The sequence below is a fragment of the Pseudomonas sp. LPH60 genome (assembly GCF_030718165.1).
Lineage (GTDB): Bacteria > Pseudomonadota > Gammaproteobacteria > Pseudomonadales > Pseudomonadaceae > Aquipseudomonas > Aquipseudomonas danubii.
Map to the genome: position 1 here is coordinate 515,418 of NZ_JAVAJH010000003.1, position 25,166 is coordinate 540,583.

Below are 25,166 nucleotides of genomic sequence, written 5' to 3' on the forward strand. Positions count from 1 at the left end.
GGAAGGACTCTTCGTCCCCCCCGGCTCCTACAGGGTTTTACAGGCCGGACTTCAGGCTGGCTTCCAGGTACTCGTCGATGTCGCCGTCGAGCACCTTGTCGCAGTCGCTGCGTTCGATGTTGGTGCGCAGGTCCTTGATCCGCGACGCGTCGAGCACGTACGAGCGAATCTGATGACCCCAGCCGATGTCCGACTTGGTGTCTTCCAGGGCCTGGGAAGCCGCGTTGCGCTTCTGCATTTCCTGCTCGTACAACTTGGCCCGCAGCATTTTCATGGCGGTGTCCTTGTTGGCGTGCTGGGAGCGTTCGTTCTGGCAGCTGACCACGGTGTTGGTCGGTACGTGGGTAATACGCACAGCCGAGTCGGTGGTGTTTACGTGCTGACCACCGGCACCGGAGGAGCGATAGGTATCGATCCGCAGGTCGGCCGGGTTGATCTCGATTTCCACCTTGTCATCGATCTCTGGCGAGACGAACACTGCCGAGAACGAGGTATGGCGACGGTTGCCGGAGTCGAACGGGCTCTTGCGCACCAGGCGGTGCACGCCGATCTCGGTGCGTAGCCAGCCGAAGGCGTATTCGCCCTTGATGTGCACGGTCGCGCCCTTGATCCCGGCGACTTCACCGGCCGACAGCTCCATGATGGTCGCTTCGAAACCGCGCTTGTCGGCCCAGCGCAAGTACATGCGCAGCAGGATGTTGGCCCAGTCCTGGGCCTCGGTACCGCCGGAACCGGCCTGGATGTCCAGGTAGGCGTTGTTCGGGTCCATTTCGTGGCTGAACATGCGGCGGAATTCTAGTTTGGCGAGGTTTTCCTCGAGACGGGCCAGTTCGGCGACCACATCGCCCACCGCACCTTCGTCGTTTTCTTCGACCGCCATATCCAGCAGGTCGCGGCAATCGGCCAGACCGCCGTTCAGCTCGTCCAGGGTCTCGACGATCTGTGCCAGCGCAGCGCGCTCGCGGCCCAGTTCCTGGGCGTATTCGGGTTTGTTCCAGACACTCGGATCTTCAAGCTCGCGATTGACCTCGGTCAGACGCTCATGCTTTTGATCGTAGTCAAAGATACCCCCGAATAGTTTCGGAGCGCTCGGACAGGTCCTTGATGGTGTTCAGGATCGGGTTGATTTCCATGGGGGGCGGCACTCGTTGGCGAACTTTTGAAAGCCGGAGATTATAACGGAATCACCGAATCACGGCAGCCCGCTTAGCGGCTTTAGAGGCCAATCGACCATCTAATTTCAGTGAGCGAACCACTGAGATTCGCGCGCAGGCGCCATTTTACCGCCCTGATCCACCTGCGCCCGGGTCCGAAACGCAGCCGGGGCCAGCCCGCTACCCGCAGGCCATGAGCCGCCCCCCAGAGCCGCTACTCGATCCCTACCTGGTTGCGACCGTTGTTCTTCGCAAGGTACAGCCCCTTGTCCGCCGCCGAAATCAACTGTCGACAATGGCTGTTGGGCTGCGGCGTTACCGTGGAAAGACCGATGCTGATGGTCAGGCTGGCGCCCTCCACCGGCACGATATGTGGGATTTTCAAGGCTTCCACGGTCTGGCGCAGCTTCTCCGCCACCAGTCGCGCCCCGCCCGGCGAGGTATTGGGCAGCACCAGCACGAACTCTTCGCCGCCGTAGCGCGCCGGCAGGTCCGAGGGCCGGCTGCTGGCTTCACGAATCGCCGTGGCCACCTTACGCAGGGCTTCATCCCCCTCCAGGTGGCCGAAAGTATCGTTGTAGGTCTTGAAGTAATCGACGTCGATCATCAACAACGACAGCTGGCTCTGCTCACGCATCGCCCGACGCCATTCCAGTTCCAGGTATTCGTCGAAGTGCCGACGGTTGGACAGCCCGGTCAGGCCGTCGGAGTTCATCAGTCGCTGCAGCACCAGGTTGGTGTCCAGCAATTGCTGCTGGCTGACCCGCAACGCACGGTAGGCCGCATCGCGCTGCAACAGGGTCATGTAGGAGCGCGAGTGATAGCGAATGCGCGCCACCAACTCGATGTTGTCCGGCAGCTTGACCAGGTAGTCGTTGGCCCCGGCGGCAAAGGCCGCACTCTTGATCAGCGGGTCTTCCTTGGTCGAGAGGACAATGATCGGGATGTTCTGGGTCGCCGGATGATTACGGTACTCGCGCACCAGGGTCAGGCCATCCAGCCCTGGCATCACCAGGTCCTGGAGGATCACCGTGGGCTTGATGCGGATGGCCTGGGCGATGGCCTGGTGAGGATCGGCGCAGAAGTGGAAGTCGATGTTTTCCTCATTCGCCAACCCACGCCGAACGGCCTCGCCGATCATGGCCTGGTCATCCACCAGCAACACCATCGCGGCGTTTTCGTCGGTCTTGAATTCGTCGAGCTGTAAATCATTCATGGGTTGTCACCTGAGTTGCTACCTGGCCAGGACAGCTGCGTTTTTCAGTCATTTGGCAAATATCTCCAGCAAACGTGGAGCAATCTTGTCCAGTGGGCGAATCTCTGCGGCGGCACCGATGGCAGCGGCCGCCTTGGGCATGCCATACACCGCGCTACTGTTCTGGTCCTGAGCGATGGTCAAATAACCCTGATCGCGCATCAACTTCAAGCCCTGGGCACCATCGCGACCCATGCCGGTCAGCAGCACCCCCACCGCATCGCCATTCCAATAGCTGGCGACACTCTCGAAAAACACGTCGATGGAGGGCCGGTAGATTTCATTCACCGGTTCGGCGGTGTAGGCCAGGGTGCCGTTCTTCAACAAGCGGATATGGTGGTTGGTGCCTGCCAGCAATACGGTGCCGCTTTGCGGCGGCTCGCCCTCCCGGGCCAGCCGTACCTGCAGGCCGGAGGCGCTGCTGAGCCACTCGGCCATGCCGGCGGCAAACACCTGATCAACGTGCTGGACCAGCACGATGGCGGCGGGAAAGTCCTTTGGCAAGCCCTTGAGCAACACTTCCAGGGCCGCCGGGCCACCAGCGGAGGAGCCAATGGCCACCAGGCTCTGGCGTGGCGCACCACTGCGCAGCGGCACCGGCGCCGAGCGCACCCGACTGCCACGCTGGCCGATCAGCCAGCCGATATTGAGGATCTTGCGCAGCAGCGGCGCCGCCGCCTCCTGGGCATTGCCCGCGCCCAGGGCCGGGGTATCCACCACGTCCAGGGCGCCATGGCCCATGGCCTCGAACACTCGGTGCACATTCTGCTGGCGGTCGACCGTGACGATCACGATGGCGCAAGGCGACTCGGCCATGATCCGCCGCGTGGCCTCGACACCATCCATGACCGGCATGATCAGGTCCATGAGAATCAGGTCCGGCGTCAGTTCGGCGCAGTATTTCACCGCCTCGGCGCCATTGGTGGCCACCCACACCACCTCGTGGCTGGGGTCGAAGGCCAGGGCCCGGCGCAACGCCTCCACGGCCATGGGCATGTCGTTGACTATCGCTATCTTCATGCCCGCGCTCCTCCAATCAGCTCAACCACTGCGTCGAGCAGGGCGTCGTCATGGAAACTGGCTTTGGCTAGATAGTAGTCGGCACCGGCATCCAGTCCACGGCGCCGGTCTTCCTCACGATCCTTGTAGGACACCACCATCACCGGCAGCGACTGCAGGCGATTGTCGCGACGCAAGAGTGTGACCAATTCAATTCCATCCATTCGCGGCATATCGATATCGGTGATCAGCAAGTCGAAGCTTTCCGAACGCAAGGCATTCCAGCCATCCATGCCGTCCACTGCAACGGCCACATCGTAGCCGCGATTGATCAATAGCTTGCGCTGCAACTCTCGCACCGTCAGTGAGTCGTCCACCACCAGAATACGCTTGCGCGCAGCCTGTGCATGCTGCTGATGATGACGTGCGATGCGCTCCAGGCGGCCGGTATTGAGCAGTTTGTCCACCGAACGCAGCATGTCCTCGACATCCACGATCAGCGCCACCCGACCATCATCGAGCAGGGCCCCGGCGGAAATATCCTGGATCTTGCCCAGGCGGTCATCCAGCGGCAGCACCACCAGGGTGCGCTCGCCGATAAAGCGTTCCACGGCGATCCCGTACACCGCATCACGCTCGCGAATCACCACCACCTTGAGAGTCGGCGCGTTGGTCTCGGTCGCCGGCCGCTGCAACAGTTGACTGGCGGCCACCAGCCCTACATGCCGCCCCTCGTGCCAGAAATGCTGGCGCCCTTCCACCTGGACGATGGACTCGGGCTCCAGGTCGCACATGCGTTCGATATGGGCCAGCGGAAAGGCGTAGGCCTCGTCGCCGACCTCCACCACCAGGCTGCGCACCACCGACAGGGTCAAGGGCACTTCCAGGTGGAAACGGCTGCCCTGGCCGCTGGTCTGCTCCAGTTCCACCGCGCCACGCAGCTGCCGCACCATATGCTGCACCGCATCCAGGCCGACGCCGCGTCCGGAAACCTCGGTGACCTTGTCCCGCAGGCTGAAGCCCGGCAGGAACAGGAACGTCAGCAATTCTTCCTCGCTGAGCTGGGCGGCGGTCTGGGCCGGCGACAGCTGACGCTCGACAATGCTCTGGCGCAAGCGCTCAAGATCCACGCCGTTACCGTCATCACTGAGCTCCAGCACCAGAAGACCGGCCTGGTGCGAGGCCCGCAGACGAATCACCCCTTCGGCCGGCTTGCCCGCCAGCAGGCGCTGCTCGGGCAGCTCGATGCCGTGGTCGACGGCATTGCGCAGCAGGTGAGTCAGCGGTGCTTCGAGTTTCTCCAACACATCGCGGTCGACCTGGGTTTTCTCGCCTTCAACTTCCAGGCGTACCTGTTTACCCAGGCTGCGCCCCAGATCGCGGACCATGCGCACCTGACCGGTGAGGACATCGGCAAAGGGCCGCATGCGACAGGCCAGGGCCGTGTCATAAAGCACCTGGGCCCGTTGACTGGCCTGCCAGCCGAACTCATCGAGCTCGGCGGTCTGCAACGCCAACAGTTGCTGGGACTCGGCCAGCAAGCGCCGCGCGTCGGCCAGTGCCTCCTGGGCCTCCAGGCTCAGCGCATGCTCCTTAAGGTGCAGGTTGAGATTTTCCAGGGCGGTCAGGCTGTTGCTCTGAATCCGTTTGAGGCGCTGCATCGTGACCAGGTAGGGCTTGAGCCGCTGGGTTTCCACCAGGGATTTGCTCGACAGGTCCAGCAAGCTGTTGAGGCGCTCGGCGGTCACCCGCAGCACCCGCTCGCCGCCTTCGGTCATGCGCTTGCCTGGGCGCCCGCTGCTCACTGCCGGCTCCAGGGCCGGATCGCTAGGTGGCGGCAAGGGCTCCAGTTCCCTCGGCAACTGCGCCATGGGCGCCACTGGTGCTTCCAACTGCGGCTCTGGCGCGGCGCTGGCCTGGGCCGGCACGCTTGGCGCCCCCGGTCCATGAGCCAGCAACTGCTCCATCAACGCCACATAGCCCGGAACATCCGGCGCCACGGTCTCGGTGCCCCCGGGACTGGCAATCCGCATCAACAGGTCAGTGCCCTGCAACAGGGCGTCGATATGCTCGGGCTGCAGGTACAGTCGCCCTTCCTGGGCACTGACCAGGCAATCCTCCATCACATGGGCAACGCTGACCCCGGCATCGACCCCGACAATCCGCGCCGCGCCCTTGAGCGAGTGGGCGGCACGCATGCAGGCTTCCAACTGGTCGGCCTGGGTCGGATTGCGCTCCAGGGCCAGCAGCCCGGTACTGAGTACCTGGGTCTGGGCCTCGGCTTCCAGGCTGAACAGTTCCAGCAACGAGGCATCGCGCATTTGATCGGGGGTCATGTCAGGCTCCGGGTCACGGCCAAGAGCAGTTGCTCTTCATCCAGCAAGCGCAGGCTACGTCCCTGCCATTGCAGCACGCCACGGGTGTACTTGGCATTGGCCTGTTCTCCGGAGAGCGAGGCAGCGTTGAGAAGGCGTTCATCGAGGGCATGGATACCATGCACCTCATCCACCGGCACCACCACCGGGCCGCCCTCGGCCCCAATGATCAGCATCCGCGGCATGACCCGCCCGGCAGCAGCGACCACCGGTGTGCCATCCAGGCCCAGCAGTTCGGTCAATGACAGACAGGCCACCAGAGCCCCGCGCACGTTGGCCACCCCCAGCAACGCCCGGGAACGCTGGTGAGGCAAGGAATGGATTTCCTGCAGCGGTGCCACCTCCAGCAGGCACCGGGTCGCCAGTCCCAGCCACTCCTCGCCGAGACGGAACATCAGCAGCGAACGGGTGACCACATCGCTGTCGGCCTCCAGGTTCAGCGCGTGTTCCCGGTCCTCCTGACGCAACGAATAGCGGTCCAGCAGGCGCGTAGCAGCGGCGGAGTAGACCGCGCAGTTACGGCAATGGATATGCTCGGCGAGCAAGGGGCAGGACTTGTCGCCGTGGATGCCGATGCGGTTCCAGCAATCGTCGATGGCCTGCGCATCTTCACGGGTCACGTCCAATGAGTAGGAATGGCTCATCGTTTCAACTCACTGTCGGCAGAGCGAGTGCTGCGGGCAGCGCGCTCCTGCAATCGTTGGGCTCCGGCGACATCGCCCTGGGATGCCAGCAGCGCCGCCAGGTGCGCCAGGGCTTCAGGGTGCTGGGGAGCCAGGTACAGGGCCTTGCGGTAGAAACCCTGGGCTTCCATGGCGTTGCCGGCCACATCGCTGAGCAGCCCCAGCCAATAGAACACCTGGGCCACAGGTTCATGCTGCAGCAGATAGCGCTCGCAGGCGGCACGGGCTTGCGCACTCTTGCCCTCATTGGCCAAGGCGGCAATGTTGGCCAGCAGGCTCGCGGCATCGCTGTCCGGCGGCGTGCTCTCGGCCACCGGGGCCGGGGCTGCACGGACGGCAAAGGGGCGCTGGCGCGGCGCCGCAGGCACCGAGCTGCGCGGCGGCAGGGGCAAGGACAAGGGCTGAGGCAAGGCCACGGGAGCCGGTGCAGGCTCGGGCTCGCTGTGCCGGCTGAAGGCAAAGGACTGGGGAATGCCAATCGAACGCATGCCCAGCCGCCCCAGCAGGCTGCCCTCTGCAGGCCCGATGAACAGCACCCCCTCTTCATGGGTCAGGCGCTTGAGCACCTCGAACACCTGACGCTGGGTCGGCTGGTCGAAATAGATCAGCAGGTTGCGACAGAAGACAAAGTCGAAAGGCGGCTCGCTGGCCAGCAAGCCCGGATCCAGGACATTGCCCACCTGCAGCCGTACTTGCTCGCGAACCCGCTCGCTCAAGCGATAACGATCACCCTCGGCACAAAAGTGCAGCTCGCGAAACTCGGTGTTCTGGCCACGAAAGGAATTCTTGCCATAGACCGCCCCCCGGGCCCGCTCCACTGACAACGGGCTGACGTCCAGGCCGTCGACCTTGAACTGATGGGGAGCCAGGCCGCCATCCAGCAGAGCCATGGCAATCGAGTAAGGCTCCTCACCGGTGGAACAGGGCAGGCTCAACAGGCGCAAGGCGCGCATGCCCTTGATCTGTGACAGACGTTCCTTGGCCAGCTTGACCAGGGTGGCGAAGGATTCCGGATAACGGAAAAACCAGGTTTCCGGAACGATCACCGCCTCGATCAGGGCCTGCTGTTCGTCCCGCGAGCCTTGCAGCTTTTGCCAGTACTCATCGCTGCTGCGGGCATACAGGGCATTGCTGCGCTGGCGCACCGCGCGTTCGATGATCGCCGGCCCCACCGAGGCGACGTCCAGGCCGATTCGCTCTTTGAGAAAGTCGAAAAACCGTTGTTCGTCGCTCATCGAGGCTCCTCAAGCGACGTCGGGTCCAGAGGCTCGGCCGGAAACAGCAACTCCCGCACCTGCGCGCTCAGCAAGTCATCGACCCGCACCCATTGCAAAAGCCCCTGGGCGTCTTCACGCACCGGCCCCAGATACGGCGCCTGGCGGTTGTCCAGGCCATAGGGCTGGAATTCCTGGGGGTCGCAGCGCAACGTGTCGTTGGCCTGCTCCAGCAACAAACCCAGCACTCGGGGTGGCTGGGAGCCGTCGCCACGGTAGTGCACCAGCACCAAACGGGTACTGGTACGCAACTGCGCCGCACGCCCGAACGTCAGCTCGCACAGGTCGATGACCGGCACCACCACCCCGCGATAGGCAAAGACCCCGGCGACCCAGGACGGTGCCTGGGCAATGGGCTTGAGCTGCAGGCGCGGCAACACCTCCACCACGTCAACAGCCTGTAGTGCATAGCGCTCCTGACCGATGCGGAACACCAGGAACAGAGCACTGCGCGCCCCGGCTGCGGCGCTGCGCTTGTGCGCGAACTCATCCATCAGACTTTGAAACGCGAGACGCCGCTGCGCAGGCCCACGGCCACCTGGCTCAGCTCATCAATGGCAAAGCTGGCCTGGCGCAGGGACTCGACAGTCTGGCTGCTGGCATCCCCCAGTTGCACCAGGGCATGGTTGATCTGCTCGGCGCCGGTGGCCTGGGCCTGCATCCCTTCATTGACCATCAGCACCCGAGGCGCCAGCGCCTGGACCTGATGGATGATCTGCGACAGTTGCTCACCCACCTGCTGCACCTCGGCCATGCCGCGACGCACCTCTTCGGAAAACTTGTCCATGCCCATGACCCCCGCCGACACCGCCGACTGGATCTCACGGACCATCTGTTCAATGTCGTAGGTGGCGACGGCGGTCTGATCCGCCAGACGTCGCACTTCAGTGGCCACCACGGCAAAGCCGCGACCGTACTCGCCGGCTTTCTCCGCCTCGATGGCGGCGTTCAACGACAGCAGGTTGGTCTGGTCGGCAACCTTGACGATGGTCACCACCACCTGATTGATGTTGCCGGCCTTCTCATTGAGGATCGCCAGCTTGGCGTTCACCAGGTCCGCGGCGCCCATCACCGAATGCATGGTGTCTTCCATGCGCGCCAGGCCTTGCTGGCCGGAACCGGCAAGCACCGAAGCCTGATCGGCGGCGCTGGATACTTCAGTCATGGTGCGCACCAGATCCCGGGATGTTGCGGCGATTTCCCGCGAAGTGGCACCAATTTCCGTGGTGGTGGCGGCGGTCTCGGTGGCGGTGGCCTGTTGCTGCTTGGAGGTGGCGGCAATCTCGGTCACCGACGTGGTGACCTGCACCGACGAACGCTGGGCCTGCGATACCAGGGCGGTGAGCTCGGTCATCATGTCGTTGAAGCCGGTTTCCACCGCGCCGAACTCGTCCTTGCGCTCCAGGTTCAAACGGCCGCTGAGGTCACCGGTGCGCATGATTTCAAGAATGCTCACGATGCGATTCATCGGCGCCATGATCGCCCGCATCAACAGCAGGCCACATAGACCAGCGACGAAAATCGCCACCAGCAACGACACGCCCATGCTGACCTTGGCCGCGGCCACCGCATCGTCGATGGCGGCGGTGGCGGAGTCGGCCACGGCCTTGTTCTCGCTGATGATGTCGTTGAGCTTCATGCGGCCGGCAATCCAGGCCGGGGTGAGCTGTTCGTTGAACAGGCGGATCGCCTCGGCTTCCTGGCGCTTCTGGTGCAGGTCGAGTACCGCGGCCTGGATGCGATTGAAATCCTGGTGGTCTTTCTCGAAGGCGTCGAACTCGGTCTGGTCCTGGCGACTGTTGATGGTCTGCTTGTAATTGTCCATTTGGGTCTGCAGACGCTCTTCGAAGGCTTTGAAGTCCGCCTTGTCTTCGGAACTGATGTCCTGATTCTGCTTGAGGCCGATGATTTCCTGAGTCTGCAGGTAGGTGTCGACCCAGGCACTGCGGATCATGGAACTGAAATAGACCCCGGGCACCGCGTCATTGCGCATGCGCTCTTCACCGGCTTCGATCTTCAACAGGCGCGAGTACGAGACGACGACCATCAACAACATGATGGCAATAATCACCGCAAAGCTCGCCAAAATGCGTTGGCGCAACGTCCAGTTCTTCACAGTCAGTCCTCGAAGCCATTCAAAAATGGGAGGAGTATAGCCGAGGACGATGCAGGTTTTATGGGTGGTTTAAGAACCCGAATGGCACTTTCGGCATCTTTGTGCACCCGCTCTGGATGGTGGCTTAGCGGGCACTTTCAGGCTTGCAGAAGGTATTTCGGCAATACCTTCCGGCAGAACCGCCATCCTTGGCAAACGACAAGTCCCAGGTGCTTCAGAGAACGCTCTGGCGCACCTGGCTTTCCAGTTCGGCCTTGAGCCCCGGCGCCAGTTTCAACTGACGCGCCAGTTCGTCCAGGTAGGCCTTTTCCATGAAGTGTTCTTCATCCACCAGCATCACGCTGGCCAGGTACATCTCGGCCGCCATCTCCGGGGTGCTGGCAGCACGGGCCACGTCCGCCGGGTCCAGGGGTTTGTTCAACTCGCTGTGCAGCCAGTTCTGCAATTGCGGATCGTTGTCCAGCTTGCGGAACTCGCCTTCGATCAGTGCCCGCTCACGTTCGTCCACGTGACCATCGGCCTTGGCTGCCGCCACCAGGGCCTTGAGGATCGCCTGGCTGTGCTGCTCCACCTGCTGCGCCGGCAGCCGGTCAAGGGTCTGCGGCTCGTTGCGAGGAGCAGTGCCCTGTTGCGCTTGCCAATTGCCGTAGGCTTTGTAGGCCAGCACTCCGAGAGCCGCCAGGCCGCCATAGGTCAGGGCCTTGCCGCCAAACTTGCGGGCCTTCTTGTTGCCCAGCAGCAAGCCCATGGCGCCAGCTGCCAGGGCCCCGCCGCCCGCTCCGGACAGCAGTCCACCCAGGCCGCCGGCCTTGCCGCCGAGCAAGCCGCCAAGGCCACTGGAGTCGGGCCGGGCCTTGTCCGTTGGCGCCGCGCCTGCCTTGTTCTGCAGCAACTCCTGACCGGACCTGAGTAATTGATCGAGCAATCCACGGGTGTTCATCTGCCGCCTCCGGAAAATTGGGTGTCACATCGACACATAAGGCCGTAAGCCTAGAGAGAAGTGCCCAGGTTCAGGGGGACGATAGTGCTTCTGAATGTTGCTTTCCCAGGAACCGGACACAGGACCGGACAACAGGCCAGACACATGACCTGCACCACGACCAAGATCCCCTTGCAGGAGCCGGCTTGCCAACGAAGCCCCCCCACGCGCGCGAAATGCCTGCATCAAGGGCCCTCGATCAGTACCCACCCAGGCTGCCAGACTGGATTAGCGCCCCGAGTTACGGCACTATCGCCCGCCTGAAAAAACCCGGCGCCACCGACCGGAATCGCTGAAGACCTTCCGGCAGCAAGGATGCGCCCATGCCCCGACAGAACTGCGCCACCGCCCACGAGTGCCGCCCATGAGCCTGGACGCCGTAGGCCGTTATCACCTGATACGCATCATCACCGGCCTCGTGCCCCTTTCGCTGCCGGCGCCGCTGTTCTATCTGGCACATGTCTGGGGCATATCGGTGTATCGCAGCCACTTCGGTTCCATCGCCAAGGGCTTTGGCCTGGGAATGATGGTGGAACTCCTGCTCCAATTGCTGATCCTCGTCAGCGTGCTGGTGGCCCTGGTGCCCAACCTGAAGGCCAAGCTGGGCCTGGTCGGCGCCCTGGTGCTGTTCACCGCCTGGGCGATGTTTCCCGACCATCCGATACGTGGCTACGTCTATTGCTTCCTGATGAGCGTGCCGCTGCTGCTGGCAATCTGGCTGGCGCAGTGGCTGTGCCGCTGCTGCGTACCGACACCCCCGCCGGACACACCATGACCGACGCTCCGCCTCCAACCTCGATGAGTTCGCCGATGCCCGCCCTTCGTCATCTCTTGCGCCCGTTGCTCGCCGCCCTGTTGCTTGGCGCCGCCACCCAGGCGGCACAGGCCGCTGCCCCCGCCTGCCCGTCCAGCGACCTGCCGACCTTCCTCAAGGCCTTTGCCAGCAGCCCGGAGCTGCAGCAAGCGTTCACCGACTCGCCGCTGATTGAACAGCGCCCGAGCCATGACGAGTACGGCCGCGAGATCACCACCCGGCACAAGCTGACGGGCGATACCCGCCACCTGCTGACCCTGCTCGATCCACAGGCCCAGGCTCGGGCCGGACTGCAAGCCTTCTGGGAGAGCCAGACCCTGGTGGTGCATGATCCGCTGGGCGACGTGGTCCAGGCCTTCGTCTTTCAACAGGGCGCCTGCTGGCAACTGGTGCGGGTGGAGCAGTGGTCCATGGACGGCCTGCTCAACCAGGATGCTCCGGCCAATGAAACCGCCCTGCAGCGGCAGATGCGCAAGGCCGATCTATTCCTGGGCTACGGCGGTCGCGAGCAGTACCTGTTGACCCAGTACTTCTTCGAGCTGGGCCAGCAGCTTCTGCTGGACGCCGCCCGGCATGGCTCGGCCACGGCGGCGGTGCGGGCCGTGAGCCTGGGTTACTCGGGCATGGCACCGGAGCTCAAGCCCGGGGAGCCGGAAGAACTGCTGCTGCCTTACGCCCAGACCGATGCCGAGGCGGCGTTGATGCTGTCGATGTACTACTGCGACCCCCGCGGCGATGGCTCCGTCAATGAATGCCAGCAACCGCGCAAGTCCGAAGAGCTGGTGCAGCGCACCGCCCGGGAACTGGACTCGGCCGACGCCTACTACTACCTGGGCAGCGGCTACGCCGAGGGCAAGTGGGGCACCACCGATGGCCCCCGGGCCCTGGCCTGCTACCAAGAAGCGATCAAGCGCGGCGACCTGAACAGCATCCGGCCCCTGACCTGGTGGACGAAAAAAGGCCAAACACCCGCCGGTGGAGCCCAGTGCCTGCCAGCCACGGCGCCGGCGGGGAGCTGACCCCGGAGCGGCGTGCGGGCCCCGGGGCGGACACGGCGCCTCAGGTTTGTTGACTTTTTTTCACAAGAGTTTGATTGCCCGCACACCGCCTGATCGCGTTAATTGAGCCTTCACTCCGTTCACCGACAGGCCCGCCCATGCACCTCGCCGCTCTGGAACACGCCCCGCAGCCCAGGTCCCGGAAATGAACGCGCCATTACCGCGCCAGGCCGCGCGCCTGCAGCAGGTCGATGCCCTGCGCGGCTTCGCGCTGCTGGGCATCCTGGCGGTGAACATCTGGTCTTTCGCCGACCCCTACTACGCCTCGCCGGTCAGCAACCCGGCCTACGCCAGCGACCTCGACCACCTGATCCGCTGGCTGGTGTCGGTGCTGTTCGAGGCCAAGTTCTACCTGCTGTTCTCCTTCCTGTTCGGCTACAGCTTCACCCTGCAGATGGCCTCCGCCGAGCGAGCGGGCGAACGCTTCGTGCCGCGCATGCTGCGGCGGCAACTGGCCTTGCTGGCCATCGGCCTGGTGCACGGTGCCCTGCTGTTCTACGGCGAGATCCTCACCCTGTACGCGCTGCTGGGCCTGGTGCTGCTGGCGTTGCGCGGGTTGTCGGCAAGGTGGGCCGCGACCCTGGCGCTGGTGCTGATCACGGGAACCGCCGTGCTGATCCTGCTGTTGGGTGTCCAACTGCTGAGCGCCGGTCTCTACACCGGCGCCACCGACGGCGCAGCGGTGCTCAAGGACATGGCCCTGGGGGGCGATGCCCTGGATACCCTGGCCTACAACGCCTCTCACCTGCTGGAGACCGCTTCTGCCCTGTGGCTACTGCAGGGCCCCAGCACCCTGGCGATGTTCCTGCTGGGCTATGTCGCCGGGCGCAAAGGCCTGCTGGCGGCGCCTTACCGCTTTGAACGCAGGCTGCCAGGGCTGCTGGCCCTGACCCTGCCCCTGGGTCTGGGCGGCGCCCTGCTTTACGGATACTGGGCAGCCTACGCCCCCGGTGGTGGTCTGGAAGTCATCGGCTACAGCATCAGCCAACTGACCGCGCCGCTGCTCTCGGCCAGTTACGCCATACTGCTGCTCAGGGCCTTTCATTCCCCTCTGGGCCAGCGTCTGTGCCAACGCCTGGCCCCTCTGGGCCGGATGTCCCTGAGCAACTACCTGCTGCAATCACTGATCCTCTGCCTGCTGTTCACCGGCTACGGACTGGGGCTGATCAACCATCTGTCGCCGCTGTGGATGCCCGTCCTGGTCATCGCCATCTACTGGCTGCAGATGCAACTCAGCGCCCTGTGGCTGCGTACTCATCAGTACGGCCCTTGCGAGTGGCTGCTGCGGGCGCTGACCATCGGTGCCTGGCCGAACTGGCGCAAGCCCCTCCAGGCTTAAACCAGACGCAGATAGAGGTGGATATCCTCGGGCTCCAGGCGCAGCAGCTCCGGGTCCGGGATGGCCAGCAGCTCACAGCCCAGGCCGGTGTAAAAATCCACGGTGTGCCGCGACGGCGTAGCCGACACATACAAGCCCTGGGCGCCCATGATCAGGGCCTGCTCCCGAGCCAGGGCGAAGAGTTGCCGGCCCAGGCCAAGGCCGCGATAAGCCCGGCTCACATGCAGGAACTTCAACTGCCGCAAATCCAGCCCGGCAGCCTCGATGGGCAGGCAATCCACCACCGCCGCGGCCACCAGAGCCGGGCCATCGAACACCCCGTACAACCAGCCGCCGCGCTGGTAACACTGCTGCAAGATCAGCGCGTCATGCTCGGCCTCGCCCTCCGGCCAGCCCTCCACCACTTCATGCTGGGCATAACGCAGCAGAACGCCCTCCTGCAGGCGGTAGAACTCATCGATGACCTCGGCGCGGTCGATCAATTTGAGCCGTTGGATATCGTCGTCGGTGAGCAGGCGCGGGTGCAGCATGGGACAGGTTCCTGGAGCTGATCAGTGGTTACCAATGGACACAAGCTAATCATTTTTCTGCCCCTGGCGAACCGTTTATTCTATCCGCCGTCTGTTTACATTCAGTTGCGTTTGGCCGATGGCATGACCGAACCTCACCTCGCGATCCCCTCATACAGCCAGGAACGGCTGGGGATCTTTCCCCGTATAAGGTTCACCTATGCACCGCAGGAATCTCCTCAAAGCCTCCATGGCCCTGGCGGCCTACACCGGCCTCTCGGCCAGCGGTCTGCTGGCAGCCAGGGCCTGGGCAGGCGCCGCTGATGGCCAAGCCCAGGCATTCGACTTCGAGCGTCTCAAGGCCCAGGCCAAGCAACTGGCCAGCCAGCAATACGTGGACACCAAGCAGGTGCTGCCACCGACCCTGGCGCAGATGACGCCGCAGAACTTCAACGCCATCCAGTACGACAGCCAGCACTCGCTGTGGAATGACCTGAACGGCCAGCTGGATGTGCAGTTCTTCCATGTGGGCATGGGCTTCAAGCAACCGGTGCGCATGCACAGCGTCGACCCCAAGACCCGCCAGGCGCGGGAAGTGCACTTCCGTCCCGCGCTGTTCAACTACCAGAACACCAGCGTCGACACCGCCCAGCTCAAGGGCGACCTGGGCTTTGCCGGCTTCAAGCTGTTCAAGGCACCGGAACTGGACAGGCATGACGTGGTGTCCTTCCTCGGCGCCAGCTATTTCCGTGCGGTGGACGCCACCGGCCAGTACGGCCTGTCGGCCCGGGGCCTGGCCATCGACACCTACGCCAAACGTCGCGAGGAATTCCCCGACTTCACCCAGTTCTGGTTCGAGACCCCGGACAAGGACAGCACCCGCTTCGTGGTCTACGCCCTGCTGGACTCGCCAAGCGCCACCGGTGCCTACCGCTTCGACATCGACTGCCAGGCCGAGCGCGTGGTGATGGAAATCGACGCCCACATCAATGCCCGTACCGCCATCGAACAACTGGGCATCGCCCCCATGACCAGCATGTTCAGCTGCGGCACCCATGAACGGCGCATGTGCGACACCATCCACCCGCAGATCCACGACTCCGACCGCCTGGCCATGTGGCGCGGCAATGGCGAATGGATCTGCCGCCCGTTGAACAACCCGGCCAACCTGCAGTTCAACGCTTTCGCCGACAAGGACCCGAAGGGCTTCGGCCTGGTGCAGACCGACCACGAGTTCGCCAGCTACCAGGACACCGTGGACTGGTACAGTCGTCGTCCGAGCCTGTGGGTCGAGCCCACCACCGCCTGGGGCGAAGGCAGCATCGACCTGCTGGAAATCCCCACCACCGGCGAAACCATGGACAACATCGTGGCCTTCTGGACCCCGAAAAAACCCGTGGCCGCCGGCGACTCCCTGAACTACGGCTACAAGCTCTACTGGAGCGCCCTGCCGCCGGTCGGCACGCCACTGGCCCGGGTCCACGCCACCCGTTCCGGCATGGGCGGCTTCGTCGAAGGCTGGGCCCCGGGCGAGCACTACCCGCCAGTCTGGGCCCGACGCTTTGCCGTGGACTTCACTGGCGGCGGCCTCGATCGTCTGCCCGCTGGCACTGGCATCGAACCGGTGGTCACCGCCTCCAACGGCGAGGTCAAGGACTTCAGCATCCTGGTGCTGGACGAGATCAAGGGCTACCGCATCCTCTTCGACTGGTACCCGACCAACGACAGCGTCGATCCGGTGGAACTGCGGCTGTTCATCCGCACCCACGACCGCACCCTGAGCGAAACCTGGCTGTACCAGTACTTCCCCCCGGCGCCGGACAAGCGCAAATACCCCTGATCGGCTGACAGCCCCCGGCACACCCCAGGGGCCTCTTCGCCGGCAAGCCGGCTCCTACAGATCGCACCGCCTCCGCAGGAGCGGGCTTGCCCGCGAAGGCGGCCAGCAGTCAGACACAAAAAAACCGGCCCACACGGGCCGGTTTTTTTTACATCGACACAACCTTAATCGCGCAAGTCCGACTCATGAATCGGCTGGTCCCTGTGGGTCGCCCGCTGATACTGCGCCGGCCAGATTGCCTTGCGCCCGCCCAGGTCATCATCGGCATGCAGTGGCCAGTAAGGATCGCGCAGCAGCTCCCGGGCGAGGAAGATGATGTCCGCCTGACAGGTGCGCAGAATGTGCTCGGCCTGGGCCGGTTCCGTGATCAGTCCCACGGTGCCGGTGGCCATGCCCGACTCCTTGCGCACTCGCTCGGCAAAGCGCGTCTGATAACCCGGCCCGGTGGGAATCTCGGCATTGGCCGCGGTGCCGCCGGACGACACATCGATCAAATCCACCCCCAGATCCTTGAGGCGCCGCGCCAACTCCACGGTCTCGTCCGGGTTCCAGCCGTCCTCCACCCAATCGGTAGCCGACACCCGCACAAACAGCGGTAGCTCTTCGGGCCAGACTTTTCGTACCGCCTCGGTCACTTGCAACACCAGGCGAATGCGATTTTCGAACGAACCGCCGTACAGGTCCTGACGCTGATTGCTCAAGGGCGAGAGGAACTGGTGCAGCAGGTAGCCGTGGGCGGCATGCACCTCCACCACCTTGAAGCCGGCCACCAGGGCCCGCTTGGCGGCCGCGACGAAGGCCTGGATGATCTCGTCGATCTGCCCTTGGTCCAGTTGTGTGGGCGGCGTGTGCTGCGGATCGAAGGCAATCCGCGATGGCCCCACCGGCACCCAGCCGCCGTCCTCGGGCTTGACGCTGCCGGACTTGCCCAGCCAGGGCCGATGGGTACTGGCCTTGCGCCCGGCATGGGCCAACTGGATACCCGCCACCGCGCCCTGGGCGGTGATGAAGCGGGTGATGCGCTGCAAGGGTTCGATCTGGGCGTCGTTCCACAGGCCCAGGTCCTGGGCGGTGATCCGGCCCTCGGCGGTGACCGCCGTGGCCTCGGTGAAGATCAAACCGGCGCCGCCGACGGCACGGCTGCCCAGGTGCACCAGATGCCAGTCATTGGCCAGCCCGTCCACCGACGAGTACTGGCACATGGGCGACACGGCGATGCGGTTGAGCAGGGTCAGTTGACGCACGGTATAGGGTTCAAGCAGCAGACTCATGGGGCACCTCTCGATCAATGGTCAGGCTCCAGGGTTCTGTTTGAACGGTCGACGAGTGACTGCGAAGTGAAGCGCCCGCCCCCGCGGGTAGAAGAATGACAAAAGGTCACAAGGCCAATCAGACAGTGCTTAGAGACTAGTCGACAACACTGCCGCCGACAGAGTGCCCGAGCAAAAAACTGCCCCACCGGCCCCTGTAGCCGCTGCCGCAGGCTGCGACCGGCTTGGGCGGCATTCCGACGCAGCAGTCGCGGGATTTGAAGGCTGCCAGAGGTTCGGCGGGAGATCGCCAGGCAAGGCCCTGCGGGCCTTTTCGCAGCCTCGCCATAAGCTCGACAGCGGCTACAGGGGCGGCGGGAGATCGCCGGGCAAAGCTCGGCGGGCCTTTTCGCAGCCTCGCCATAGGCTCGACAGCGGCTACAGGGGGCGGCGGGAGAGCGCCGGGCAAAGCTCGACGGGCCTTTTCGCAGCCTCGCCATAAGCTCGACAGCGGCTACAGGGGGCGGCGGGAGAGCGCCGGGCAAAGCTCGGCGGGCCTTTTCGCAGCCTTGCCATAGGCTCGACAGCGGCTACAGGGGCGGCGGGAGGGCGCCGGGCACGGCTCGGCGGCCCTTTTGCAGGTTAGCGCGGTTCGATATGGGCAATCATCAACTGTACGGTTTCCTGGCCACGGAACTCGTTGAGGTCAAGCTTGTAGGCCAGTTCCACCCAGCGGATGGTCGGGTTGGGCCAGACTTCGCGGTCGATGCCGAAGGCGATGCCGTCCAGCTTCAGCGAGCCGCATTCGCTGCGCAGCACCACTTTCAGGTGACGCTCGCCAACGATGCGTTGCTCCACCAGTTCGAACACCCCGTGGAACATCGGCTCGGGGAAGTGCTGGCCCCAGGGGCCGGCATGGCGCAGGGCGCGGGCCAGTTCCAGGTGGAACTCTTCCACCGCCAGGGTGCCGTCCGACAGCAGGCGCCCGGTGAGGTCTTCTTCGCGCAGCTGGCGCCGCACTTCTGCGTCGAAGGCCTCGGCAAAGGCCGGGAAGTTCTGCTCCGGCAGGGACAGGCCGGCGGCCATGGCGTGGCCGCCGAACTTGCTGATCAGTTGCGGATGGCGCGCGGCCACGGCGTCCAGGGCGTCGCGGATATGAAAGCCCGGCACCGAACGGGCCGAGCCCTTGAGCATGCCCTCGCCGGCATCGGCAAAGGCGATGGTCGGCCGGTGATAACGCTCTTTCAGGCGCGAAGCGAGAATCCCGATCACCCCCTGGTGCCAGTCGGCATCGAACAGGCACAGGCCGAACGGCATGGACTCCACCGGCAGTTCCTTGAGCTGGGCCAGGGCCTCGCGCTGCATGCCCTGCTCGATGGATTTGCGGTCCTGGTTCAGCTCGTCGAGCTGGGCGGCCATGGCCCGGGCCGCCGAGACGTCGTCGCTGAGCAGGCACTCGATGCCCAGGCTCATGTCGTCCAGGCGCCCGGCGGCGTTGAGCCGCGGGCCGAGAATAAAGCCCAGGTCGGTGGAGGTGATGCGCGAGTGATCGCGCTTGGCCACTTCGAGAATCGCCTTGAGCCCCGGCCGCGCGCGACCGGCGCGAATCCGCTCCAGGCCCTGATGCACCAGGATGCGGTTGTTGGCGTCCAGGGGCACCACGTCCGCCACGCTGCCCAGGGCCACCAGGTCCAGCAGCTCGCCAATGTTCGGCTGCGGCCGGGTTTCATAGCGACCCAGGCTGCGCAGGCGCGCACGCAGGGCCATCAGCACATAGAAGATCACCCCGACCCCGGCCAGGGCCTTGCTGGGGAATTCGCAGCCCGGCTGGTTGGGGTTGACGATGGCGTCCGCCGCCGGCAGTTCATGGCCGGGCAAGTGGTGGTCGGTGACCAGCACTTGCAAGCCTGCGGCCTTGGCTGCGGCCACGCCTTCGACGCTGGAGATGCCGTTGTCCACGGTGATCAGCAGCTGCGGCTCACGCTGCAGGGCCACGGCGACGATTTCCGGGGTCAGGCCGTAGCCGTATTCGAAGCGGTTGGGCACCAGGTAATCGACGTGGGCCGCGCCCAGCAGGCGCAGGCCCAGCACGCCCACGGTGCTGGCGGTGGCGCCGTCGGCGTCGAAGTCGCCGACGATGAGGATGCGCTGGCGCTGGTCCAGAGCGGTCACCAGCAGGTCCACCGCGGCGTCGATGCCCTTGAGTTGCTGATACGGGATCAGCCGCGCCAGGCTCTTGTCCAGCTCCTCCACCGATTGCACGCCACGGGCGGCATAAAGGCGGGTCAGCAGTGGCGGCAGATCGCCAAGAAAGGGCAGGACGGCGGGCAACTCACGGGGTTCGATACGCATGGGCTAACAGCAACTTCTCTGGGGGGACGGTGGATCGTTCAGGGGCAGAGCGGGCGATCAGCCGCGCTCGCCCAGCAGCCATTCCAGCTGCACTTCGTGCTGGCCGCGATCGTCGGTGACGAAGATCGTGCCTTCGCTGATCATCACGTCCCACTTGATGACCCGCGGCATGTCCTTGGCCAGGGTCTCAAGGACGTCCTGGGGCACGCCGGCGATATTGAGGTTCTTCAGGTTCTTCACCGCGTCCAGCACCCGGGTCTGCCAGACCCGCAGGCTGCCGTAGGCCAGCAGGCTGGTGCGCTCGGTGCGGCGCGAGCACCAGGTCAGGCGATCGGCGTCCGGCTGGCCGACTTCGATCCAGTGCAGGACGCGGTCGTCCAGGCTCTTTTCCCACAGGGCGGGCTCGTCCACATCCGACAGACCCCGACCGAACGACAGGTGCTCGTTGTACCAGAAGGCGTAGGCCAGCAGCCGCACTGTCATGCGTTCTTCAGTTTCCGAAGGGTGACGGGCGATGGTCTGCTTGACGCTTTCATAGACCCCGCGGTCGAGGTCGGTCAGGTTCAGTTCGAATTTGTAGGTGGTGGACGGCTGGGCCATGTGCGGGCTTCTTGAGTGTGCGAAAAGGCGGCAAGTCTAACCCGAAACCTGCCGCCCTGCCCGACCACTGACCGGGCCAACCCTGCTCTGGGTGACATCCGCTGAAACGCATTGGCTGGGTAAAGTCGGTTGCCAGCCTGTAGCCATGGCTTTATAACCCCGCGCAAACCGGCTGGCGCGTAACGCGCCAACGCCGCAGTTCAATAGAAAAGGACGTCCATGACCCTCTTTGTCATCCTGCTTGTCATCGTGCTGGTGTTCATCGCACTGATTCTGTACTCCCGCCGAAAAATCGCCGAACAGAGCGAGGGTCTGGTAATGACCAGCAACCTCACCGCCCAGATCAATCAGACCCTGCTGTTGAGCAAGGCCGAGCCGCTGCTGGCGCTGAAACTGGCAGAGACACTTCCCGGCGAGGCCCGGGAACTGGCCTTGCAGTTGGTGGCCAGCGAGCTCTACCTGGCAGGACACAAGGCCCAGGCTCTGGCGATCTACCAGCAACTGCCGCCCCACGCCCGGGACTACGTGCTCAATACCCTGATCGAAACCCTGCTCGATTCCGACGATACCCAAGCCTGCCTGGAACTCCTGGATAACTGGGGTGAAGCCCTGCCCAGCTGGCCGCTGCTGCAAGTGCGTATCCTTCAGGCCCGCGGCGAACAGGACCAGGCCCTGGCCGTGCTGGGCGAACTGAGCGACCCGCGCCAAGCGGCCGCCCAGGAACGCCAGAGCATCGGCAACCTGCTGATCCTGGCGCGCCTGCAGCATCAGGCCGGGATGCAGGACGCGGCGCTGGCCAGCGTCGAACAGGCATGGTCGGCGTTTGAAGAAACCGAAGAGGGCCATCGCCAGTCGACGCTGCGCAGCCTGTTCGAAGCCTGCGCAACCCTGGGTCAGTTCGACACGATCCTGACCCGGGCCGCGCCATTGCCGGCAGAAGAACAGGCCCAGGCAGTCGCCGCCCTGATCAAGGCCGCTCAGCTGGACTCAGCCCTCAACCTGCTGGCCCCCATCAGCGACGCGCTCTACTCCACCACGCACAGCGAACTGATGGACCTGACCCTGGCCCTGCCGCCGATCGACAACGCCCTGCGCCTGTTGGAGAAGGCCCCCGACCTGCATCGCTACAGCCTGCTGCTGAGCCTGCTGAACCACATGGCGACACAAGGCCAGACCGCTGAAGCCGAAGCTCTGTTACTGACCCTGGAACCTGAACCGAGCCAGCATCCCGGCCTGATGCTCAGCCTCTGTGAACAGCACCACGCCACGCAGCCGCAATGGGCCGAGGCACTGCTGGCCAAGGCGCTGCAACAGATCGACGGTTACAAGCATGACCATGAGTTCTGGAGCGGCATGCGCATCCAGGCGCTGCGAACCCAGCTACAGCTGCAAAGCCGACTGCCGGCCCATCGTCGGGACAGCTGGCTGGTACGCAGCGGCCTTGAGGAGTTGCACCGCCTGCACCAGCAACAAGACGGCGAACAGCAATTGCTGTGCATTCGCGAGCAGACCCAGCTGCTGCACGACCTGGGTCAGACCGCCCAGGCCAGGACCCTGCTGGAGCAAGCCTTGGCATTGCTGGACAGCGACAGCCTGCCGGAGGTCGATGAGATGGACAAAACCTTCTATCTGGAGGACATCGCCAGCGCCTACCTGAGCATCGACGAAGCAGAGCAGGCCCAGGCCCTGCAGGATCGATTGCACAGCCTGGAGGCCGGTAGTCGCGACCTGGAAGAGGACCTGCTGCTCAATCACATCGAGCACCAGCGTTACGCCCAGGCCATCGAGGCCCTGACCCTGAGCGTCTTGCTCAGCGACAAGAAGCCTCTGTCACGCCTGTATCAGGCCCTTGAGGAGCTGCAGCAACGGGCCCCCGAGCGGGCCAGCGAACTCCAGCAACAGCTGCTGGAGCGATTCAGCAGCGGGATGGCCTGGCGCGCCTTCCAGGCGAACTGACCCAGCGGCCTTTTGCGCCCCCACCAACGGGGCGCCATTGGCGTCCAAGGGCTTGACCATCGGCTCCAGCCGTTTCAATGCCGGCAGCACATTGCCGCGGTCCGCCAGGCTCAGTTCTCGCCCCCAAGGAAAACCGAATCATGGAAGTGTTTATCATCCTGCTGCTCATCACCGGCGTGATCTCGCTGCTGGTGGTCTATGCCCACAAGGGCAGCAGCAATGACCAGGGCAGCAGCCTGGACATCAACCTGGACGAGGAGGCGCAGATCTATCGCGCGGCGTACCTGAGCGCCGTCGAACCGCAGGTGGCCCTGCAACTGGCCCAGCGCCTGACGGGCAAAGCCCGGCAACAGGGGCTGCTGCAGATACCCGCCGCACTGTACCGGCAAGGCAACCAGGCCCAGGCCCTGGAAGTCCTGGCCGAGCTCGATGAAACCTACCAGCCCATGGCGCTGTACCGACTGCTCGAAACCCTGCTCGACAAGGACGGCCCACAGGCGGTGCTGAGCCTGTTGGAGCGCCTGCATCAGCCCCTGCCGTCAGCGCCCCTGCTGCGCATCCCGCTGTTGCTGGCCAGCGGTGAACTTGAGCAGGCCCGCGCCTTGCTGGTGACCTTCGGTGTCGAGCAGCTGAACCAGGGCTCTGCCAGTGAGCACCGAAAGTTGGCGACCCTGCAACGCAGTGTGGGCCTGCCCGAGCAAGCCGCCATCAGCCTCGGCCTGGCCTGGCAACTGCTGCTCAAACAACCGACCGACGAACTGGACCCGTATGAAGTGGAACAGACCCTGCGCGAGTACCGTGCCCAGGGGCAGGACGCGCAGTTCCCGGCCATGGCCGCGCAATTGCCCGCGTCGGCCCAGATCATCGTCGTGGTCTTGCTGATACAAGCCGGGGAATTCGACGCCGGATTCGAACTGCTGGCGCAGAACCCCGAGCCCGAGGACTACTGCGGCTACCCACCGCTGCTCAAGCTGATCCTGGACGCCAGCCGCCCGGATCTGGCGGCACAGCTGATCGCCCAGGTGCCGGTGAGACACGCCAGCGAGATGCTGCTGAGCCTGTTGCACTGGCATGTCGCGCGCCATGAGCTGACCGAGGCCGAGGCGGCCTTGCAGGCCTGCGCGGTCGCGCCCTCGCAGCGTCTCTGGTGCCTGCTCTCTGTGTGGCGCACCTACTTCGAGGAGCACCCGCATTGGTGCGCCCACCTGCTGGAGCAGGCCCTGCTGACACTGGAGACCTGGCGTGGCGCTGAGCAATGGCCGTGGCATCGCCTGCTGATCGTGGAAACCCAGTTGTGGGTGCAAGCTGCCCTGGCGCCCGAGCGCCGCGACAGCGAGCTGATCCGCAACGGCCTTGAGGAAGTGGCGCACCTCAACACCCAGCTCGAATACGCCGATCGCCCGGTGAAACAGGCAGCACAGGCCAAATTGCTGCACGACCTGGAACAGACCCGGCCAGCCATCGAACTGCTGGACCAGACCGTGCAAGCGCTCGACGACGAAGCTCAGACTGCGGCGCTGGACCCAGCGGAAAAAAACTACCACCTGGCACAGCTGGCACTGGTCTACCTCTACATCGACGAGCAGGCAAAGGCCGCCGAGCTCAAGAGCCGCCTGGAACAGAACCTGTCCTATGCCAACCAGTTGAGCCACGCCACGCTGCTGAACCATATCCGCCAGCAACGTTTCGAAGAAGCCATTGCCGGCCTGGAACTGGGCAGCCTGTTTAACAGCGAAAACCCGCTGCAGCAGTTGCACCTGGCCCTGGAAACCCTGAGCCAGAGCGCCCCCGAACAGGCCCATAAGTTGCGCCAGAAACTCCTCGACAGGCTGGCCGAGAACAGCCTCTGGAGTCAGCCGAGCGCCGCCTGAGGCCGAGTACTGGCCCGCCGCTGCACGCCTTAACGCGGTGCGTAGCGGGCCCAGAGTTCGTTGAACTCCTTGAGGTAACTGGCCACCAGTTGCGGATGGTCGATCACCAGCAGGTTTTCCTCGTTGCCGGTGGTGGCGCTGCGGGTCCAGTTGAAGCTGCCGTTGAGCAGGGTCCGGCCATCGAACACGGCGAACTTGTGGTGCATGTGGAACGGCGTGTCGTCGATCCGCACCGGCACCCCGGCCTCGCGTAGCCCGGCGATATCGCTGCCGACATCGAACTGCTTTTCACTGTCGCTGATCACCCGCACGGCCACGCCGCGCTGGTGGCAGGCGCGGATTTCGTCGCTCAGTTGATCGTCAGAAATGGTGAACACGCAGATATCCACCGAGATCCGGGCCTGGCGGCACAGGTCGCGGATCTTGCGCCGGCAGTCTTCACCGGGGCTGAAGTGGGCGCTGGCCATGTCGCGCACCGGGGCGCTGTTGGCGTCCAGGGTCTTGACCACCTGCTCCAGCCATTTCAACGCCGGCAGCACATTGGCGCTGTCTGCCAGGCTCAGTTCCCGTACCAGATCGAAAGCTCGATTGCGCAGGTAACGCACCTGATCGGCACTGAGTTCGCTGCCCAGTTGGCGCAGTTCGTCCCGTTCTTCGTTGCTCAGTTTCAGGTCCAGCAGGCTGTCGCGCAGCTGCTGGTCCAGGTGGGCAAAATCCATGTCGTGATCCTTGGCTGTTCGCC

At 64.3% G+C, this 25,166-nt stretch carries 20 protein-coding genes; 6 read left to right on the forward strand and 14 right to left on the reverse strand.

Features of this window, described 5'->3' with window-relative positions; all coding sequences use genetic code 11:
* Nucleotides 1-37: 37 nt before the first annotated feature.
* The 9 genes from prfB to Q8O96_RS12870 all read right to left on the reverse strand — a co-directional run bounded on the left by prfB (nucleotide 38) and on the right by Q8O96_RS12870 (nucleotide 10,796).
* A protein-coding gene (prfB, locus tag Q8O96_RS12830) for a peptide chain release factor 2 (protein ID WP_102861334.1) occupies nucleotides 38-1,133 on the reverse strand; the annotation gives its coding sequence in 2 pieces (ribosomal slippage) (nucleotides 38-1,060 and nucleotides 1,062-1,133; 1,095 coding nt in all).
* 235 nt (nucleotides 1,134-1,368) lie between these two features.
* Nucleotides 1,369-2,370 carry a PleD family two-component system response regulator gene (locus Q8O96_RS12835; RefSeq protein WP_102861333.1) on the reverse strand — a complete coding sequence of 334 codons (1,002 nt, stop codon included), beginning with the start codon at nucleotides 2,368-2,370 and terminating at the stop codon, nucleotides 1,369-1,371.
* 48 nt (nucleotides 2,371-2,418) lie between these two features.
* Nucleotides 2,419-3,429, reverse strand: a complete 1,011-nt coding sequence (locus tag Q8O96_RS12840) for a chemotaxis response regulator protein-glutamate methylesterase (RefSeq protein ID WP_110652336.1) — start codon at nucleotides 3,427-3,429, stop codon at nucleotides 2,419-2,421.
* A complete protein-coding gene (locus Q8O96_RS12845) occupies nucleotides 3,426-5,744 on the reverse strand; it encodes a hybrid sensor histidine kinase/response regulator (protein ID WP_207167125.1) in 2,319 nt (772 codons plus the stop codon). Before Q8O96_RS12845 ends, Q8O96_RS12840 begins: the two co-directional genes overlap by 4 nt.
* The gene (locus Q8O96_RS12850) at nucleotides 5,741-6,427 is read right to left on the reverse strand and encodes a chemotaxis protein CheW (protein ID WP_102861330.1); all 687 of its coding nucleotides are present in this window, start codon (nucleotides 6,425-6,427) and stop codon (nucleotides 5,741-5,743) included. The genes Q8O96_RS12845 and Q8O96_RS12850 overlap by 4 nt, the downstream gene beginning before the upstream one ends.
* Nucleotides 6,424-7,701: a protein-glutamate O-methyltransferase CheR gene (locus tag Q8O96_RS12855; RefSeq protein WP_305948904.1), complete on the reverse strand. Its 1,278-nt coding sequence runs from the start codon at nucleotides 7,699-7,701 to the stop codon at nucleotides 6,424-6,426. The genes Q8O96_RS12850 and Q8O96_RS12855 overlap by 4 nt, the downstream gene beginning before the upstream one ends.
* The gene (locus Q8O96_RS12860) at nucleotides 7,698-8,234 is read right to left on the reverse strand and encodes a chemotaxis protein CheW (RefSeq protein ID WP_305948905.1); all 537 of its coding nucleotides are present in this window, start codon (nucleotides 8,232-8,234) and stop codon (nucleotides 7,698-7,700) included. Before Q8O96_RS12860 ends, Q8O96_RS12855 begins: the two co-directional genes overlap by 4 nt.
* Nucleotides 8,234-9,856, reverse strand: a complete 1,623-nt coding sequence (locus Q8O96_RS12865; RefSeq protein ID WP_305948906.1) for a methyl-accepting chemotaxis protein — start codon at nucleotides 9,854-9,856, stop codon at nucleotides 8,234-8,236. Before Q8O96_RS12865 ends, Q8O96_RS12860 begins: the two co-directional genes overlap by 1 nt.
* Nucleotides 9,857-10,070: 214 nt before the next feature.
* Nucleotides 10,071-10,796, reverse strand: a complete 726-nt coding sequence (locus tag Q8O96_RS12870) for a tellurite resistance TerB family protein (protein WP_102861326.1) — start codon at nucleotides 10,794-10,796, stop codon at nucleotides 10,071-10,073.
* A 403-nt stretch (nucleotides 10,797-11,199) separates the two neighbouring features.
* Between Q8O96_RS12870 and Q8O96_RS12875 the strand changes: the two genes are divergently transcribed.
* From Q8O96_RS12875 to Q8O96_RS12885, 3 genes are all read left to right on the forward strand, one after another.
* Nucleotides 11,200-11,610 (forward strand): hypothetical protein, encoded by a 411-nt coding sequence (locus tag Q8O96_RS12875; protein WP_102878519.1) that lies wholly within the window; start codon nucleotides 11,200-11,202, stop codon nucleotides 11,608-11,610.
* A gap of 35 nt (nucleotides 11,611-11,645) precedes the next feature.
* Nucleotides 11,646-12,668, forward strand: coding sequence for a hypothetical protein (locus tag Q8O96_RS12880; RefSeq protein WP_305948907.1), 1,023 nt, complete (start codon nucleotides 11,646-11,648; stop codon nucleotides 12,666-12,668).
* A 184-nt stretch (nucleotides 12,669-12,852) separates the two neighbouring features.
* Entirely contained in the window at nucleotides 12,853-14,046 is a 1,194-nt protein-coding gene (locus Q8O96_RS12885; protein WP_305948908.1) for a DUF418 domain-containing protein, read from the forward strand.
* Here Q8O96_RS12885 and Q8O96_RS12890 read toward each other — a convergent pair.
* Nucleotides 14,043-14,576, reverse strand: coding sequence for a GNAT family N-acetyltransferase (locus Q8O96_RS12890; protein WP_207167122.1), 534 nt, complete (start codon nucleotides 14,574-14,576; stop codon nucleotides 14,043-14,045). The two genes, Q8O96_RS12885 and Q8O96_RS12890, sit on opposite strands and share 4 nt — an antisense overlap.
* A gap of 199 nt (nucleotides 14,577-14,775) precedes the next feature.
* Here Q8O96_RS12890 and Q8O96_RS12895 point away from each other — a divergent pair, with 199 nt between their 5' ends.
* Nucleotides 14,776-16,395 carry a glucan biosynthesis protein D gene (locus Q8O96_RS12895; protein WP_115581682.1) on the forward strand — a complete coding sequence of 540 codons (1,620 nt, stop codon included), beginning with the start codon at nucleotides 14,776-14,778 and terminating at the stop codon, nucleotides 16,393-16,395.
* 164 nt (nucleotides 16,396-16,559) lie between these two features.
* Here the strand turns inward: Q8O96_RS12895 and Q8O96_RS12900 are convergent, their stop codons facing one another.
* The 3 genes from Q8O96_RS12900 to Q8O96_RS12910 form a co-directional block, all read right to left on the reverse strand.
* A complete protein-coding gene (locus tag Q8O96_RS12900) occupies nucleotides 16,560-17,666 on the reverse strand; it encodes an NADH:flavin oxidoreductase/NADH oxidase (RefSeq protein WP_102861321.1) in 1,107 nt (368 codons plus the stop codon).
* A gap of 621 nt (nucleotides 17,667-18,287) precedes the next feature.
* Nucleotides 18,288-19,997, reverse strand: a complete 1,710-nt coding sequence (gene recJ, locus Q8O96_RS12905; RefSeq protein WP_047301976.1) for a single-stranded-DNA-specific exonuclease RecJ — start codon at nucleotides 19,995-19,997, stop codon at nucleotides 18,288-18,290.
* 57 nt (nucleotides 19,998-20,054) lie between these two features.
* Nucleotides 20,055-20,597: a YaeQ family protein gene (locus Q8O96_RS12910; RefSeq protein ID WP_041116152.1), complete on the reverse strand. Its 543-nt coding sequence runs from the start codon at nucleotides 20,595-20,597 to the stop codon at nucleotides 20,055-20,057.
* A 219-nt stretch (nucleotides 20,598-20,816) separates the two neighbouring features.
* Between Q8O96_RS12910 and Q8O96_RS12915 the strand changes: the two genes are divergently transcribed.
* Nucleotides 20,817-22,553, forward strand: coding sequence for a hypothetical protein (locus Q8O96_RS12915; protein WP_305948909.1), 1,737 nt, complete (start codon nucleotides 20,817-20,819; stop codon nucleotides 22,551-22,553).
* A 140-nt stretch (nucleotides 22,554-22,693) separates the two neighbouring features.
* Nucleotides 22,694-24,424, forward strand: coding sequence for a hypothetical protein (locus tag Q8O96_RS12920; protein ID WP_305948910.1), 1,731 nt, complete (start codon nucleotides 22,694-22,696; stop codon nucleotides 24,422-24,424).
* A gap of 29 nt (nucleotides 24,425-24,453) precedes the next feature.
* Here Q8O96_RS12920 and Q8O96_RS12925 read toward each other — a convergent pair whose 3' ends face one another.
* A complete protein-coding gene (locus Q8O96_RS12925) occupies nucleotides 24,454-25,143 on the reverse strand; it encodes a phospholipase D-like domain-containing protein (protein WP_115581677.1) in 690 nt (229 codons plus the stop codon).
* Nucleotides 25,144-25,166 lie beyond the last annotated feature (23 nt).